General features: G+C 76.5%; 14 protein-coding genes. 5 read left to right on the forward strand and 9 right to left on the reverse strand.

Going from position 1 to position 16,355, the window contains the following annotated elements; all coding sequences use genetic code 11:
* The first annotated feature begins 19 nt into the window (after positions 1-19).
* The gene (locus AGRA3207_RS39090; protein ID WP_231332390.1) at positions 20-1,288 is read left to right on the forward strand and encodes a lysine N(6)-hydroxylase/L-ornithine N(5)-oxygenase family protein; all 1,269 of its coding nucleotides are present in this window, start codon (positions 20-22) and stop codon (positions 1,286-1,288) included.
* Positions 1,288-1,494 (forward strand): MbtH family protein, encoded by a 207-nt coding sequence (locus AGRA3207_RS39095; RefSeq protein WP_273699982.1) that lies wholly within the window; start codon positions 1,288-1,290, stop codon positions 1,492-1,494. Before AGRA3207_RS39090 ends, AGRA3207_RS39095 begins: the two co-directional genes overlap by 1 nt.
* 247 nt (positions 1,495-1,741) lie before the next feature.
* Here AGRA3207_RS39095 and AGRA3207_RS39100 read toward each other — a convergent pair whose 3' ends face one another.
* A complete protein-coding gene (locus AGRA3207_RS39100) occupies positions 1,742-2,518 on the reverse strand; it encodes an SAM-dependent methyltransferase (protein ID WP_231332392.1) in 777 nt (258 codons plus the stop codon).
* A 379-nt stretch (positions 2,519-2,897) separates the two neighbouring features.
* On the opposite strand from AGRA3207_RS39100, the gene AGRA3207_RS39105 reads away from it, so the two are divergent.
* Positions 2,898-3,773 carry a DMT family transporter gene (locus AGRA3207_RS39105; RefSeq protein ID WP_231332393.1) on the forward strand — a complete coding sequence of 292 codons (876 nt, stop codon included), beginning with the start codon at positions 2,898-2,900 and terminating at the stop codon, positions 3,771-3,773.
* A gap of 47 nt (positions 3,774-3,820) precedes the next feature.
* A complete protein-coding gene (ligA, locus tag AGRA3207_RS39110) occupies positions 3,821-6,001 on the forward strand; it encodes an NAD-dependent DNA ligase LigA (RefSeq protein ID WP_231332394.1) in 2,181 nt (726 codons plus the stop codon).
* 43 nt (positions 6,002-6,044) lie between these two features.
* Here the strand turns inward: ligA and AGRA3207_RS39115 are convergent, their stop codons facing one another.
* A complete protein-coding gene (locus AGRA3207_RS39115) occupies positions 6,045-7,253 on the reverse strand; it encodes a PucR family transcriptional regulator (protein ID WP_231332395.1) in 1,209 nt (402 codons plus the stop codon).
* A 156-nt stretch (positions 7,254-7,409) separates the two neighbouring features.
* Here AGRA3207_RS39115 and AGRA3207_RS39120 point away from each other — a divergent pair, with 156 nt between their 5' ends.
* Entirely contained in the window at positions 7,410-9,764 is a 2,355-nt protein-coding gene (locus tag AGRA3207_RS39120; RefSeq protein WP_231332396.1) for an SCO7613 C-terminal domain-containing membrane protein, read from the forward strand.
* Here AGRA3207_RS39120 and AGRA3207_RS39125 read toward each other — a convergent pair.
* The 7 genes from AGRA3207_RS39125 to AGRA3207_RS39155 form a co-directional block, all read right to left on the reverse strand.
* On the reverse strand, positions 9,757-11,010 hold the full coding sequence (locus tag AGRA3207_RS39125; RefSeq protein WP_231332397.1) for an acyltransferase family protein: 1,254 nt from the start codon (positions 11,008-11,010) through the stop codon (positions 9,757-9,759). The genes AGRA3207_RS39120 and AGRA3207_RS39125 overlap by 8 nt on opposite strands.
* A 53-nt stretch (positions 11,011-11,063) precedes the next feature.
* On the reverse strand, positions 11,064-11,372 hold the full coding sequence (locus AGRA3207_RS39130) for a hypothetical protein (RefSeq protein ID WP_231332398.1): 309 nt from the start codon (positions 11,370-11,372) through the stop codon (positions 11,064-11,066).
* A gap of 102 nt (positions 11,373-11,474) precedes the next feature.
* Positions 11,475-12,341 carry an SAM-dependent methyltransferase gene (locus tag AGRA3207_RS39135; protein ID WP_231332399.1) on the reverse strand — a complete coding sequence of 289 codons (867 nt, stop codon included), beginning with the start codon at positions 12,339-12,341 and terminating at the stop codon, positions 11,475-11,477.
* A gap of 309 nt (positions 12,342-12,650) precedes the next feature.
* Positions 12,651-13,289, reverse strand: coding sequence for a GNAT family N-acetyltransferase (locus AGRA3207_RS39140; RefSeq protein ID WP_231332400.1), 639 nt, complete (start codon positions 13,287-13,289; stop codon positions 12,651-12,653).
* A 74-nt stretch (positions 13,290-13,363) separates the two neighbouring features.
* Complete coding sequence (locus AGRA3207_RS39145; protein WP_231332401.1) at positions 13,364-13,825, reverse strand: hypothetical protein; 462 nt, start codon at positions 13,823-13,825, stop codon at positions 13,364-13,366.
* A gap of 145 nt (positions 13,826-13,970) precedes the next feature.
* Complete coding sequence (locus AGRA3207_RS39150; protein WP_231332402.1) at positions 13,971-14,951, reverse strand: anti-sigma factor RsbA family regulatory protein; 981 nt, start codon at positions 14,949-14,951, stop codon at positions 13,971-13,973.
* A 191-nt stretch (positions 14,952-15,142) separates the two neighbouring features.
* Positions 15,143-16,237: a carboxylate-amine ligase gene (locus tag AGRA3207_RS39155; RefSeq protein ID WP_231332403.1), complete on the reverse strand. Its 1,095-nt coding sequence runs from the start codon at positions 16,235-16,237 to the stop codon at positions 15,143-15,145.
* Positions 16,238-16,355 lie beyond the last annotated feature (118 nt).

Consider the following 16,355-nt stretch of genomic DNA (forward strand, 5'->3'; position numbering starts at 1 on the left):
CGCCAGAGTGGAGTCCGACATGCAGCCCCCCGTCCATGATGTCGCAGGCATCGGGTTCGGCCCCTCCAACCTGGCGCTCGCCGTCGCGCTGGAGGAGGAATACGGCGACGGCGTGGACGCGGTGTTCTTCGAGAAGCAGCCCCGCTTCGGCTGGCACCGCGGGATGCTGCTGGACGGCGCCACCATGCAGGTCCACTTCCTCAAGGACCTGGTGACGCTGCGCAACCCCGCCAGCCGCTACTCGTTCCTGGCCTACCTGCACGCCAGGGAGCGCCTGGTCGACTTCGTCAACCACAAGACGATGTTCCCCACGCGCCTGGAGTTCCACGACTACCTGGAATGGGTGGCCGCCTCCTTCGCCGGGAACGTCCGGTACGGGACGGAGGTGGTCGCCCTCCGGCCGCACGACGCGGCGACCCTGGAGGTCGTCGTCCGCCGCGACGACGAGCTGGAGACGCACCTCGCGCGCAACGTCGTCATCGCCGCCGGGCTGGACCCCGTCCTGCCCGACGGCGTGCGGGCCGGCGAGCGGGTCTGGCACACCGAGGACCTGCTGACGCGCCTGGGGGAGCGGCCCGGCTGGAAGCCCCGGCGCGTCGTCGTGGTCGGCGCGGGGCAGAGCGCCGCCGAGGCGGTCGAGCACCTGCACCGCAACCTTCCCGAGACGGAGGTGTGCGCGGTCTTCGCCCGCTACGGCTACGCGCCCGCCGACGACAGCCCGTTCGCCAACCGCATCTTCGACCCGCAGGCCGTCGGTCACTACTACGCCGCGCCCGACGACGTGAAGCGGCTGCTGTTCGACTACTCCCGCAACACCAACTACTCCGTCGTCGACCTCGACCTGATCGACGAGCTGTACCGGCGGTGCTACGCCGAGAAGGTCGCCGGGGCCGAGCGGCTGCGGATCCTCAACGTCTCCCGCGTCCTGGAGACGCGGGACGTCCGCGGCGGCGTGCGGCTGCGCGTCGGGTTCCTGCCCACCGGCGAGACGACCGACCTGGACGCCGACGCCGTCGTCTACGCCACCGGCTACCGTGAACGCGACCCGTTCGACCTGCTCGGCGAGGCCGGCGCGCACTGCCGCAGCGGCCCGGACGGCCGCCCGCTGGTGGAGCGCGACTACCGCGTCGCCACCGAGCCCGGCTGCGACTGGGGCGTCTACCTGCAGGGCGCCACCGAGCACACCCACGGCATCGCCTCGTCCCTGCTGTCCATGACCGCCGTCCGCACCGGCGAGATCGTCAAGTCCATGGCCCGCCGCGCGGCGCCCGTCACCCAGGAGGCGTGATGACCAACCCGTTCGACGACCCCGACGGCACCTTCCTCGTCCTCGTCAACGACGAAGGCCAGCATTCCCTGTGGCCCTCGTTCGCGGACGTCCCGTCCGGCTGGGCGACGGCGTTCGGCCCCGGCCCCCGCGCCGGCTGCCTCGACTACGTCACGGCGAACTGGACCGACATCCGCCCCCGCAGCCTGGCGGACCGCCCGAACTGACCGGACCGATCGGGCGGCCTGGGCGACCGGCCAGGCGTCACGGCGCGCGCCGGGGAGCCACCAGTGGTGCTGCAGGACGCCGCGGGTCCGGCACCTTCGATCTCCGGCGCGGCGCCTCTCGCCGCGCAGGTCAGAAGGCGGGTGTGACGCCTGCGCCGAGGCCCGCGCTGTAGGGGGTGGGGCCGGACGGCACCGCGTCGCCGGGGCGGACGGCGCGGCGCCGTCCCGCTCGTCCCGCCCGCTCGCGCTACCGGATCGCGAGCCCCGCGTACATCAGGTCCCGGCCCGCGCGGCCGGCGGGCCCGTCCGGGCGCCAGCGGCCGGTGGGGACGAGGCCCGGGGGCAGCGGCTCCAGGTCCCCGAAGAACGCGGCGATCTCGTCCCTCCCGCGCGGGACGAGCGGGGATTCGCAGCCCGCGGTGTACAACCGCGCGGCCTCCAGCGTCGCGGCGGGCGCGAAGTCGGCGCTGAGGTGCGACAGCACGAGCGCGCCGCCCGGCGTCAGCGCCCCCCGCAGCTCGGCCGCGACGGCGTGCGGGCCGTCGGCGTCCGGCAGGTGGTGCAGGGACGAGGCGACGATCATGCCGACCGGCTCGTCCCGGTCCAGCAGCCCGCAGGAGAACGCGTCGTCCAGCAGCTCGCAGGGCTTGCGGAGGTCGGCGCGGACGACGCCGATGTCGCCGTCGTCGGCGAGCCGCGCCCGCGCGTGCGCGATCACCACCGGGTCGTTGTCGACGTAGACGACGCGCGCGCCGGTCGCGTGCCGGGCGGCGGTCTGGTGCACGTTCTCGGTGGTGGGCAGGCCGCAGCCGACGTCGAGGAACTGGCGGATCCCGCGGGCCGCGAGGACCCCGACCGCGCGCCGCACGAACGCCCGGTCCGCGCGGACGGCGGCGCCCAGCCGGGGCAGGACGGCGAGCAGGGCGCCCGCCAGCTCCCGGTCGGCGGCGTAGTTGTCCTTGCCGCCGAGCAGGTGGTCGTTGACGCGGGCGGGGCTCGCGATCAGGGCGTCGGATGCGGTCATGGGTCCGTCCAGGTCGCTGGGATCGAGGCCCGCCGCGGCGGGGACGGCACGGGCGCGACATGTCTCATTGCTTGCTCCGGTACAGACGCTAGGGGCAGCGGGCGGCCTCACGCCGACTTCGGATCGGTTTCTTTACACATCAACGACCCCGCGAATACGGGTCCGACCGGAACGGCCCTGGTGGCGGGTGACGAAGCCCGGACGCGGCCTGCCGGCTGGCCGGATGCGGACGTGGGCCGGCACGGCCGTCCTCCCGGCGGCCCGGAGGCCCCGGCCCGGCGCGGCGGGCCGGGGGACGCCGGTACGCGGGTCATGGTCCCCGATCTGGGGATGATCACCGGGAGGACGTTCACGGGGGACGGTCACGGGGGGTGGTCCGGTGGCGTGGAGCATCGGGTTCAGCCTGCTCGCGGCGTTCCTGTTCGCCGCCGCGGCGGCGCTGCAGTACCGCGCGGCCCGGCGTGCCGTCCGGGGGCGTTCCGACGCGGTCGCCGCGACGGGGTTGATCCGCAAGCTCGTCCGCGACCCGGTGTGGCTCGCCGGGTGGGCGGTGAACCTCGGCGGCTTCATGAGCCAGGCCGTGGCGCTGCACCTCGGCTCGACCGGCCTCGTCCAGCCCCTGCTGGTCAGCCAGCTCGTCTTCACGATCCTGCTCGGCTGCGCCGGCACCGGCTGCCTGCCCGCCCGGATGGACCTGCTCGGCGGCATCGCCGTGTCGGCGGGCCTCGCCCTGCTGTTCACGGTCCCCGGGGCGGTCCCGCCGGCGGGCGAGCCGTCCCGGCCGCGGCTGTTCGTCGCCGCGGTGCTCGCCGCGCCGCTCGTCCTCGCCCTGTCGCGGGGCGCGGCGCTGCGGAAGGGGCGGATCCGGTCGGTGCTGCTCGGCACCTGCGCCGGGCTGCTGTTCGCGGGCAGCGCCGTCCTCATCAAGCTGACCACCGCCGACCTCGTCGACCGGGGCGTCGCCGCCACCGCCGCCGACTGGCCCGGCTACGCCCTCGCCGGCACGACCCTGCTCGGCCTCGTCCTGGAGCAGAGGGCGTTCGCCGCCGGGTCGCTGCCCGCGGCGATGACCGCGATGACGATGACCAACCCGGCGGCCTCCTACCTGCTGGCGGTCTTCGCCTTCCACACCCGGCCGCCCGGGTCGGCGTCCGCGTTCGCGGCGGTCGCGGTGAGCGCCGCGCTGCTGACCGCCGGGGTGATGGCCATGGCGCGCTCGGCCGCCGCCGGGCGGGGCGGCGCCGCGGCGCCCTGACCATCCGCTGATCATGAAATGTCGTACCCACCAGGCAAGATGGGGCCATGACCGAGACGACACCGGGCCGGCCTCTTGTGGGGGGACGACCCCCCGCACCCCCGGCAACGGCCCGTACCGAGATCGGCGACCAGGCCGCCTACGCCGCCGCCGTGCAGACCGCGGTGGCCGCGTCGGCCGCCTACTACGGTGAGGGCGACTCGCCTCTCGACGACGACGTCTTCGACCGGCTGGTGCGGGGGATCGCCGCCTACGAGGCCGGGCACCCCGGGCACGTGCTGCCCGATTCCCCGACCGGGAAGGTCGCGGGGGGAGCGGGCATCGGTGACGTGCCGCACACCGTCCCGATGCTGAGCCTGGACAACGTGTTCTCCGCCGAGGGGCTGCGGGCGTGGGCGGCGGGCCTGACGCGCCGCCTCGGCCGCGAGGTGGAGGTGTGGAGCGTCGAGCCGAAGCTGGACGGCCTGGCGATCTCGGCCCGCTACTCCGGGGGCCGGCTTGCCCGGCTGGTGACGCGCGGGGACGGCGCCGCCGGCGAGGACGTCTCGCACGGCATGGGCATGATCATCGGCCTGCCCGCGCGGCTGGCCGAGCCGGTCACGGTGGAGCTGCGCGGCGAGGTGCTGATGACGCGCGCCCAGTTCGAGGACGCCAATGCCGCCCGCACGGCCGCGGGCGGCGCGGCGTTCGCCAACCCGCGCAGCGCCGCCGCGGGGTCGCTGCGCGCCAAGGACCGCCCGTACCAGGTGGAGATGACCTTCTTCGCCTACGGCGCGCTGCCGCTGGAGGGCACCGGCGAGGACCTGGCCGCCCGGCTGCGGGCGATGCCGCATAGCGCGATCATGGAGTACGTGGCCGCGCTCGGCGCGCACACCACCGCCGCCACCCGGGTCCCGGCGGTCACCGCGACCACCCTGGAGCGGCTGCAGGAGCGGGTGGAGGAGATCGCGGCGCTGCGGGCCGGGCTCGACTTCGGCATCGACGGCATCGTGGTCAAGGCGGACGCGGCGGCCGACCAGGCCCAGGCGGGGCTGTCCTCGCGGGCGCCGCGCTGGGCCGTCGCCTACAAGCTCCCGGCGGTGGAGAAGATCACCCGGCTGCTGGCGGTGGAGTGGAACGTCGGCCGCACCGGGATCATCGCGCCGCGCGCCGTCCTGGAGCCGGTGGAGGTGGAGGGCTCGACCGTCACCTACGCCACGCTGCACAACGCCGCCGACATCGCCCGGCGCGGCCTGATGCTCGGCGACCACGTCACCGTCTACAAGGCCGGCGACGTGATTCCGCGCGTGCAGGCCCCGGTGGCGCACCTGCGCACCGGCGGGGAGCGGCCGATCGAGGCGCCGTCGGCGTGCCCGCGCTGCGGGGAGGCGATCGACGTCTCGCAGCAGCGGTGGCGGTGCGTGCGGGGCCGCGCCTGCCACGCGGTGGCCTCGGTCCGCTACGCCGTGGGCCGCGACCAGCTCGACATCGAGGGCCTCGGCGAGAAGATCATCGACCAGCTGGTGGACACCGGCCTGATCACCGACTTCGCGGACCTGTTCGCACTGACCCGCGAGCAGCTGCTCGGGCTGGAGCGGATGGGCCAGACCAGCACCGCCAACCTGCTCGCCGCGATCGAGGGCGCCAAGGCCAAGCCGCTGAGCAAGGTGTTCTGCGCGCTCGGCGTCCGCGGCACCGGCCGGTCCATGTCGCGGCGCATCGCGCGCCACTTCGCCACCATGGACGCCGTCCGCGCCGCCGACGCCGAGGCGTTCCAGCTGGTCGAGGGCATCGGCCCGGAGAAGGCGCCGGTGCTGGTCGCCGAGATCGCCGAGCTGGGGCCGCTCATCGCCAAGCTGGCCGCCGCGGGGGTGAACATGACCGAACCCGGCGCGCCGGGGCCCGTCCCCGCCGGAACACCGGCCGGAACCGGAACCGGGACCACGCAAACGCCGGTCACGGGGCCAAAGGACGCTGGCGCGTCCGCTCCGGCCGCCGCGCTCCCGCTGGAGGGCATGTCGGTGGTGGTGACCGGTTCCATGTCGGGCCCGCTGGAGAACCTGACCCGCAACCAGGTCAACGAGCTGATCGAGCGCGCCGGCGGGCGGGCGTCCTCGTCGGTGTCGGCCCGCACGTCCCTGCTCGTCGCCGGGGACAAGGCCGGGTCCAAGAAGGCCAAGGCCGGGAAACTCGGCGTCGAGACCGTGACGCCGGAGGAGTTCGCCGCGCGCGTCGCGGACCTCCTCTAGACCCTTCCTCCAGACGCCTCGCCTGCGGCCCGGTGGGCGGCGGTCAGGCCGTCTCGGCGGCGCGTCCCGACCGCACCAGCCAGTTCAGCGTCAGCATGACGTCCAGCCGCCCGTCCAGCGCGGAGAACCGGCCGCCGGTCAGCTCGGCGATGCGGCGCAGCCGGTACCGGACGGTCTGCTCGTGGATGTGCAGCCGCTCCGCCGTGACCACGGCGTTGTCGCCGCACTGCAGGTAGGTCAGGAGCGTCTCGGCCAGCGGGCGGCGGCGCGCCGGGGGCAGCTCCAGCTGGGGCCCGAGGACGGACCCCGCGGCCGCGCCGACCAGCTCCTCCGCCGCCAGCGTGGCCAGCGACGCGAGATGGTCCACGCAGCGGACGGGCGTGTCGCCGGGGAGGAGGCCCCGCCCGACCAGCGTGAGGGCGTGCCGCGCCCACCGCAGCGACACCGCGCCCCGCGTCAGCGGGACGGTGGGCCCGACGGCGGCGGTGCCGAGCATGTGCAGCGCCGCCCAGAGCCGGTCCCGGCCGGGACCTTCCGGGTCGGGGACCACGAGGTAGGGGACCGGCGCGTCCCAGTCGGCGAGGACGGCGGGCGGCAGGATCGCCGCGCCGGAGGGGGCGCCGGCCGGGAGCGCGACCAGGCCGATGCTCTCCGGCGGCTCCCAGCGGGCCGCCAGCGCCAGCTCCGCCACGGCCTCCGGTCCCGGCGGCGGGTCGGCGACCAGCAGGTCCCGCAGCCGCGCCCGGCGCCGCTCCCGCTCCGCGGAGAGCCGCGCCTGCTCGCGCGCGTACCCCTGCGCGGCCGCGTCGGTGATCCGGGCGACCAGCACGAACAGCGAGTCGGTGAGACGGCCGAGGACATCCCGGGACCAGCCCAGCCGGTAGGCGTCCCCGATGAACCGGCGGCACGCGGCCTGGCCGCCCGCCCGCAGCGCGGTCTGCAGCGCGTCCAGGCTCCGGCCCTGCCGGGCCTCCAGCTCGCCGAGCCGCACGTAGAGCCCGGTCAGCCTCCGCGGGTCGGCGCCGGGGCGGTCCACCGAGTCGACGAAGAACGCGACGGTGTCCCCGACCGTCCGCTCCACCCGCCAGGCGTGGTCGCCGTCGTCGGCGCCCGTGTACCCGGGCACCCGGTCGCGGATCTCCCGCTCCATCTCCTCGACGGCGGCGCACAGGTGCCGCCGCAACCCGTCGGGAAGGCCCTCGGGCGGCGATCCCGGCGCCGCCCGGTGCCCGTTGGGCGGGGAACTGACCATGGGATCTCCCTCCGGGAGGGTGAACCGGCCTCACCCTAGGCAAGAACGCGGCCGGTGTCACCACCCGGGCGCCACCGCCCCGGCGCCCGGGGTACTCGGGCGGATCTGAGTACCTCGGCGGATCCGCGGACGCGACATCGGCGACATTCTCCAGACATGCGTATCACGTGCCCCGGCTGCCGGACCCCACTGCCCCCGCCCCGCCACGTGTCCTGCCCGGTGTGCGGGCTGGGCCTCGCGGGACCCGTGGCGGCGGAGCTGTGGGCGGTGGACGGGCACCTCGCCCGGCTGGGGCGGCGACGCCGCGAGCTGCTGGCGATGCTGTACGCGTCGCCGCCGCCGGGCCCGGCGGGACCACGCCCTGCCCCCGCCTCCGCCCCGGCCCCCGGCGCGGCGGCCGCGCGGCACATCGACGCCTCCCGTTCCACGGTCCGCAACACGTTGCTCGGCGTCGGCGGGACGCTGCTCGGCATCGCCGCCGTCGTGTTCACTGTCCTCAGCTGGAGCACGCTCGGGGCCGTCCCGCGCGCGCTCGTCCTGCTCGCCCTGACGGGCGTGGCACTGGGCGCCGCGTGGATGCTGGCGAAGCGCGCCCTGGCCGCGACCGCTGAGACGCTCGCCTTCATCGGGCTGCTGCTGGTCCTCCTCCAGGTCTACGCCGCCTACGCCAACGGTCTTCTCGGGCTGGACGGGGTCGGCGGGCGCCGCTACGCGGCGGCCGCCTCCCTCGCCGTCGCCGCGGTCTGGGCTCTCTACGACCGGGTCGCGCCGCTGCGCCTGACCCGGCCGACGGCGGTCGTGCTGGCCCAGTTCCCGCTGCCCCTCGCGGCCGTCGCGGCGGACGCGACGCCGGAGGCGATGGCGCTCGTCCTGCTCGTGCTGAGCCTCGCCGACCTCGGTGCCCGGCGCCTGGAGCGGGGGACCGCGACCGTCACCGGCCTGATCGCGGGCGCGGCGGGCACGCTGACGGCGTCCTGGCCGGCCGCCGCGTCCGTCCCGGTCGCGCCCGCCGGTGCCGCGCTGCTGCTGGCGGCCGCCCTGGTAGCCCTGGCCTGGGCGTTCCGGGTGCATCCGGTGCTCGCCGTGGTCACCGGACTGGCCGGTTCGGCGGCGCTCACCGCCGTGCTTCCGCTGCCCCTGCGCTGGACCGCGGCGGGCTGCGCGCTGTCCGCGGTGGCCGTCGCCGCGGCCGCGTGGCCGCTGCGGGGGAGGCTGCGGCACGGCGCCTGGACCGGCGCGGCGATCGCCCTCGCCGCGTCCGTCGCGTGGGTCGCGCCGGGCGCGTTCGCCGCCGCGCTGTTCCCCGGGCGCTACCTGGACGCGCGCTGGGCCGGCGTGGGTTCGCCGGACCTCATGGACTGGATCCTGCCCGCCACGCCCGTCGTGCTCGCCCTCTTGGCGGCCGTCCTCGTCGCGGCCGGAGCGCGCGCGGCGGCGCCACCCGCGGCGTTGCTCGCCGTCCTCACCGCGGCGGTCGCCACGCAGGCGCCGTACCCGGCGGCGCTCGCGCTGGGCGTCGCGTCGGCCGCCGCCCTCGCCGCCTGGGCCGCGCTCGACCGGCCCGTACGCCTCTCCGCCGGAGCCGCGGCCGTCGCCGCGTCCCTGTGGGCCGCCGCCTACTCGCTCGCGGCCGAGGACGCCACGATCGCCGTCCTCGGCGCGCTGGCCCTCGCCGCCGCCGGGTGCGCGGTGGCCTTCCCCGTGCTGCGCGACGGCGCGGCGGCCGCGGCGGTGCTCTTCCTCGGCGGCCTCGGCGCCGCCGTCCCGCTCGCGGCCGGGCTGCCCGCGCGGCACGCCGCGTTCGCCGTGCTCGCCGCGGCCGGCTGCGGGATCCTCGCGACGTGGGCCGTAAGGGCGGGCACGGGTCCCGCTATGGAGACCGCCCCATGGCCGGTCGCCGCCGCGGGCGTCGCGATGACCGCGGGGCATGCCGCGCCGCTCAGCCTCGCCCTCGCGGTGACCGGTGTGCTCGCCGCCGCGGTGGCGCTGCGCCCCGGCCGGCGCCCGGCCGCGTGGGCGGCGTCCGCGCTGCTGCTCGCCGCCTGGTGGGTCCGGCTCGGCGCCTCCGAGGTCACCGTGCCCGAGGTCTACACCGCGCCGGTCTCGGCCGCGCTGCTCGCCCTCGGGCTGGTCCGCCGGGCGCGGGGGACGGCCCGCTCCTCCTGGGCCGACTTCGGCCCGGCGCTCGCGTCCACCCTGGTCCCGAGCCTGCTGGCCGCCTGGGCGGACGCGACCGGGCCGCGGCCGCTGCTCCTCGCCGCCGCCGCGCTCGCGATCACCCTCGCCGGCGCCCGCGCCCGGCTCCAGGCCCCGCTCGTCCTCGGCGGCGCCGTCCTCGTGCTGGCCGCCGCCCGCCGGCTCGCCCCCTACGCCGCCGACGCCCTCGGCAGCGTCCCCGGCTGGATCCCCATCGCGTGCCTCGGCCTGCTCACCCTGCTGGCCGGCGCCACCTACGAGCAGCGCATGCGCGACCTGCGCCGGCTCCGCGCCGCCCTCGGGCGGCTCACCTGACGCGGGACAGCCGTCGGCCGAGGCGCTGCGCCGGCCTCTCCACATAGCGGTGGGCGAGGCCCGCCGCGACGAGCACCCCCGAGACGAGGACGCCGCCCCAGGCCAGGCGCTCGATGGCGGGCTGCCCGACCGGGTCGCCCGCGGCGCGCCACACCGCCTGCACGGCCAGCGGGTGCAGCAAGTAGACGGAGTAGCTGACCAGCCCGAGCCACACCAGGGCGCGCGGCATGGCGCGGTGGCGCAGGGCCAGCCCGGCGAGGAACGTCAGCCACGCGGCGGCCACGGCGATCGACCAGTCCGGCCCGAGGGCCTGGGCGCCCGCCCGCGCGCCCCAGGCGGCGGGCGGGCGCAGGCCCGCCAGCACGGACAGCAGCGGGACGAGCGCGACCATCGCCGCGGCCGGCCAGGGCCGCAGCCGCCCGTCCTGGACCCCGCGGACGGCCGTTCCCGCGAACATCGTCGCGATGATGCACAGGCTCTCGACGCCGCCGATGCGGCTGTCGAGGACGAGCAGGGTCAGCGCGAGGGCCGGCGCGACGGCGATGCCGGCGCGGCGGACGGCCCGCCGCCGGCTGGCCAGCGCGGCGAGCCCGGCGGCGAGGGCGAGCGCGGTGATGAGGATCGTCCCGCCGGGCCAGCGGGAGGCGAGCAGCGCGCTCGGCAGCGCCACCCCGAGCATCGCCGCCGCGACGCCGAAGCCGAGCGCGACGCGGGCGCTCGCGCGGTGGACCCCGGCGAGGAACATCGCCGTCACGAGCAGGTAGAACACCATCTCGTAGGACAGGGTCCAGAGCACGTTCACGACGTTGGGGACGCCGAGCAGGTCCTGCATCATCGTCAGGTGCGCCAGCGCGGACGCCCAGGGCCGTTCGCCGAGCGGCGCCGGGAGGCCCCACGAGATCCCGGTGACACCGAGGAGCAGCGCGAGGCCGACGCACACGAGCCACGCCGGGTACAGGCGGAAGAACCGGCCGATCCAGAAGTCCCGCACGTTCCCGCGGCGCTCCAGCGAGGACGGCACCACGTAGCCGCTGACGAGGAAGAACACGAACACCCCGTACCGCCCGAAGTCGAACCAGGGGCTCGCCGTGCGGCGCACCTCGGGCAGCAGCACGTCCAGGGAATGCTCGAACACCACCACCATCGCGGCGAGGCCCCGGAGGGCGTCGAGCCAGCCCATCCGGGGGGCCTTGGCCGGAGGGGCGCCGATTTCGGTGCTCTGCGGGGTGAGGGTGTTCGTCGGCATCCGGGACACCCTAGGGGCCCGTGCTCGATGTTCACAGTGGGCCGCCTGAACACTCACTGAACGCGACGGCTCGCGGAGGTGGCCTCCGAGAGGGCGGCGGGGGACCGGGCCGTCCCCCGCAGCACGGGGTGGAGGAGCCCGGCGACGGCGTGCGACGCGGCGACGGCCAGAAGCAGGACGGGCGCCGGGAGCCCCGCCGCCGCGCCCGCCAGCGCCGTCCCGGACGTCGCCGCCGTGATCTCCAGCCCGGCACCGACGGCGAAGACCCGGGACCGTGTGCCGGGTGGCGCGTGGTCGGCGCGGAGGCGGAGCGTGGCGGTGAGAAGCGGCCCATCAAGCGCGCCCGCCGTGACGAACACCACAGCCCTGCATCCGCTCGGCGGGTGTCCGCCATCCGTGCCGTGCGACGGCCGGCGGCGCGAAGGCCGTCATCAGGACGCCGCCTCCCTCGTCCGGACATCGGCTCACGTGCTGCGGGTCCGGGCGGCGCGGATACCCACTCCGCCGTACATGAGGGGCGGGCCGGACGGCGGGGACGGCGCGTCAGGGCGCCAGTGCGCGACCGGGACGACGCCCGGGGCCAGCGGCGTGAACGGGCCGAGGAGCCGCTCGATGTCGGCGGCCCGGCGGGGGAGCAGCGGCACGAGGCTCGCCTCGTTGTACAGCCGCGCAGCCTCGCCGGTCCCCGGATCGAAGTCGGCGGTGGCGTGCGAGACGACCAGCGCGCTGCCGGGCGGCGCCACCGCGCCCAGGGCGGCGACGGGGCCGTACGGGTCGCGCAGGAAGTGCAGGACGGAGGAGAACACCAGGGCGACCGGCTCGCGCGGGTCGATCAGCCGGTGCCAGTCCGGGCCGTCCGCGATCGCCGCGGGGTCGCGGAGGTCGCCCCGCAGGACGGCGATGTTGCCGTCCTCGATGAGCAGCGCGCGGGCGTGCGCCAGGACCAGCGGGTCGTCGTCGACGTAGAGGACGCGGGTGCCCGGGGCGTGCCGCGCGGCCATCTGGTGCAGGTTGACGGCGGCGGGCAGCCCGCAGCCGAGGTCGACGAACTGCCTGATGCCGCGGGCGGCCAGCTCCCGGACGGCGCGGGCGAGGAAGGCCCGGCCGTCCCTGGCCGCCGCGGCCGACTGCGGCAGCACCCGCAGGATGCGCTGCGCGAGCCGGCGGTCGGGGGCGTAGTTGTCCTTGCCGCCGAGCAGGTAGTCGTGCACGCGGGCGGGACCCGGCCGGTGCAGGGCCAGCGGTTCCCGCTCCGGCGCCTCCGCCCGCCGGCGGACGCCGGGGGCGCCGGCGCCCGTCCGCGCCTCACGGAGGGCGGGGTCCGCCGTCATGACATCTCACCTGTCGCCTTCGCAGAACGGGAGCGTTGCGGTGGCTCGCCTCCGACGGTAGGCGCCGGGAATGGGGTCGTGGAGGGGGCGGCCGGTGGCCCGTCCGAAAGTCGGCGCGCCCGTGACCGCATCGGGTCATCGGCGTTTGGCGGCGATCGGCCGGACGGGGAGCGGCGGACGGCCGGCAGCAGGAGCGCAGCAGCACCGCGGCCACCGCCGCGTATGCGCGCCAGCGTGCGGACGGCCCCGCGGCACGGCCGTTTCCGGCCATGACAGTGACTTAACCGGGACGCCGCCGTCCTGTCGGGATCATGCGCCGCCGGCGGGGTCGCGCCACATGAGCCACACCGGCGGGCACCCCTTGCCGGGCAGCGCGAGCTCGCGCATCACCCGGAATCCGTAGCGTTCATAATACGGAACGTTCCGTTCCTTCGACGATTCGAGGTAGGCCGGGACGCCCTCGGCGTCGCAGCGGTCCAGCCGCGATCGCAGCAGCGCGCCGCCGAGCCCGTTCCCCTGCGCGGGCGGGTCCGTCCCGAGGACCGCCAGGTACCAGTGCGGCTCCCGGGGATGGTGCTTCTCGATCGCCCCGAGCGCGCGCAGCGCGGCGGGCACCCTCGCCCCGAGGACGCCCAGCAGCGGCACCAGCAGCCTGAGCTGGCTTCCGGCCGAGACGTGCCAGTGCCCGGGCGGGTCCCAGAGCGCGGCCGCCTCGACCGAGGCGTCCCGCCCGGCCGCCTCGCTGGCGCCGTAGGGCATGTGGACGCGCCGCATCGCGAGGGCGAACAGGCCCGTCAGCCGGCGCACCCGGGACGCGTCGTCCGGGATGATCCACCGCCAGACGGGGTCGTCGTCGAACGCGCGCCCGAGGACGGCGGCCATGGCCGCCACGTCGGCGTCCGCCGCGAGGCGGACCGCGGGCGACGGCTGGGACTGGGACGACGTCATGGCGCGCCTCCTGGGGGACGCGCTGATCCTCACCGAGCGGCCGCCCGCCCGTCAAGGACCGGTGGTGAGGGCCCTCAGGCGGGGATCAGCCGTGCGCGGACGGCGTGCCGCTCCGCGCGCAGCCGCCCGAGCTCCTCCAGGACGAGCGACGCGCCGATCCCCAGGAGCCAGGTGTCCTTGGCCAGGGTGATGCCCTGCTGGGTGGGGCGCAGCCCGCCCTCCTCCCGCATCCCCGGCATCCGCAGGTACAGGCCCGTCAGGCCGCCCGCGAAGGCGGTGAGGGCCGCGCCCGCCAGCAGCGACGGGACGACCGGGACCACCAGCGCGGCGCCGAGCGCCACCTCGGCCATGCCGAGCCTGCGGGTGAACTCCCGCGGGTCCTGCGACTCCAGGAACGGGTAGGCGGTCGTGGCCATGCCGTGCGTGCCCTCGGCCGTCTCCTCCCCGCCCCGGAGCTTCGACAGCCCGGAGTTCAGGACGAACGCGCCCACGGCGAACCGGACGGGCAGCTGGTGCGGGCGGGCCGAGAGTCGCATCGTTTCCCCACATCGATCGGGAGACCGGGCGACCCGGATCATTCCCGCGCCGCGTCCGTTACACGTGATGCGCGGGTCAAGTCTCGGCATCGCCTCCGGCCGCCCGACGACGGCCCCACGGCCGCCCGGACACGATCGGGGCAGCTCAGAGGCGCATGTAGATCCGGACCGCGGTGCCGCCGTCGCCGGTGTGCACACGGACGAGGTCGGCGAGCTGGTTGACCATCAGGATCCCGCGGCCCCCGTGGGGGCTCATGCCCGCCGGGCGGCGCCCGGCGAGCGGGTCGGTGATCGTCCCGGCGTCCCGGACCTCGCAGACGACCTGCCCGTCCTCCCGCCAGATCCGCACCGTCCCGGACCCGCCGCCGTGCAGGCAGGAGTTCGCCGCCAGCTCGTTCACGGCGACCTCCAGGTCGCCCACCCGGCCGGGGCCGAGGCCGAGGCGCCCGGCCCAATGGCAGGCGAAGTCCCGCACGCGGGGGAGCCGGCCCAGGTCGAAGCCCAGGCGGACGGCCTCCGCCGGCTCCGGCAGCGGCCGGTTGTAGTCGCTGATGATCCGGTGCGGCGCGTAGTCGGCGCTCGCCCGCTCGCCGTGCCGGTCGATGACGACGGGGTGGGTGGCGTGGGCGTCGGCGATGGCGACCGGGTCGAGCCGGGCGATGTCGTAGGGGCACAGGATCGAGACGCCGCGGCCCTCGAAGGCCAGGTTGATCAGCGCCTCGTGCTGCGCGCAGGCCGGGTACTCGGCCGCCGACCGGCCCGGCCAGATCGGCTCGCCGATGATCCGGACCCGCCGCCCCGCGTGCCGGTCGGCGAAGGCGCGCAGGACACCGGGGATGATCCGGCCGGGATTGCGGCCCGCCTCGGACATGTCCATCCAGCGGACGCCCCCGGCGTCGTCGCCGAGCGCGTCGCGCAGCGCGTCCAGGCGGGGGCGCGGGACGGCCACGGCGACAGGCTCCCCGGCGCGGCGGCCCTCGCGGATGAAGGGGACGGTGCCGGCGAGGTACTCCTCGTCGCCGCTGTACAGGAGCGCGGGATGGACGAACGGGCCGGCGGGCGCCGGGCCCGGTGGCCCGGACAGGACCTTCATCGCGCCGTCACTCCGTTCGGACAGCCTTGACATGCATCGAACCGAGCGTACGGGCCGGGCGGCGATGGCGCGACACCGCCCCCGCCCCCGCGCCGCGTCCCCGGCGGTTCGGTGAACCGTTTCCCGCTGGTCGTTACCCCGGCCTCGGCACTGGAAACGCGCAGGCCGGAGCGGCGGTCACCGGGCGGGCCCGGCAGAGGAGGCGGCCGGGTGCGGCACCGGTGTCAGTCCGGGACGTCGCGGAGCATGCAGGCGTCGACGACGTCGGTGAGGCGGCCCCGCCTGCGGTAGGCGGCGCGCTGCCGCTCCGCGCCCGTCCCGCCGGTCATGAGGCGCCGCACGCCGCCGGTCACGCGGTCGAGGTCGCCGCTGTCGAGCAGGGCGGGCCGGACGTGGGACAGCAGGTCGCCGGCCTGGTCCCGGAACGGGGCGGGCCGCCCGGTGCACACGTCCAGGCCGGTGCCGGACAGGCCGTCGCGCGCCGCCAGCCAGTACCCCGCGCGCAGCATCTCCTGGGACGGCTCGGGCGCCCGCTCGCCGGCCTCCGCGGCGGCGGCCGAGACCCGTACCAGCGCCCGGATGAGCCCGGCGAACACCGCCGCGTCGGCGGCGGTCAGGGAGACGTCGGCCAGCCGGACCTCCACGGTCGGCAGCCGCGCGGACGGGCGGACGTCCCAGAAGATCGTCCCGGTGTCCATCAGCGCCCCGCAGTCGAGGAGCCTCCCCACGAGGTCCTCGTAGTGGGCGTAGGACTCGAAGTACGGCGGGGGCCCGGCGACCGGCCAGCGGGCCCACGCCATCACCCGCCAGCAGGCGTGGCCGGTGTCGCGGCCGGCCCAGTACGGCGAGTTCGCGGCGAGGGCCAGCAGCGTCGGCAGCCAGGGCCGCAGATGGTTGCTGACCTGGACGGCGCGCTCCCGGTCGGGCATCTCCACGTGGACGTGGCACGAGCAGATGCACTGCTCGTCGTCCAGGCCCCGGTAGGTCGCGAGGCTCTCGGCGTACCGGGCGCCGGGGCTGATGGGCGCGGGGACGAGGTCGCCCAGCACGGGCGTCCCGGTCGCGGCGAGCCGCACCCCCTCGGACGCGGCGGACGCGGCCATCGCCGCGCGCATCGACCGGACCTGCTCCTCCAGCTTGTCCAGGTCGTCGCACGGCGGGGTCTTGGCCTCGGCCAGGAAGTCGACCAGTTCCGTGGAGGCCCGCTCGCCCAGCGCCGGGCGGGCGCCGCGGACGACGGCCGCGGCGCGGGGGACGACCACGCGGGAGCCGGGATCGACGACGAAGTACTCTTCCTCGATGCCGAATCGCAGGGTCATCCCACCACCTCGGATCGGGCCGGGAGCGACGCGGGTGGCCACCTCCTTCGACCGTACGTGCTCCCCGCCGCGTTCGCACCTGACCGGGCAGCGACCGGGCTGACGGCTGTCAGACCGG

Source organism: Actinomadura graeca, assembly GCF_019175365.1.
GTDB classification, from domain to species: Bacteria; Actinomycetota; Actinomycetes; order Streptosporangiales; family Streptosporangiaceae; genus Spirillospora; species Spirillospora graeca.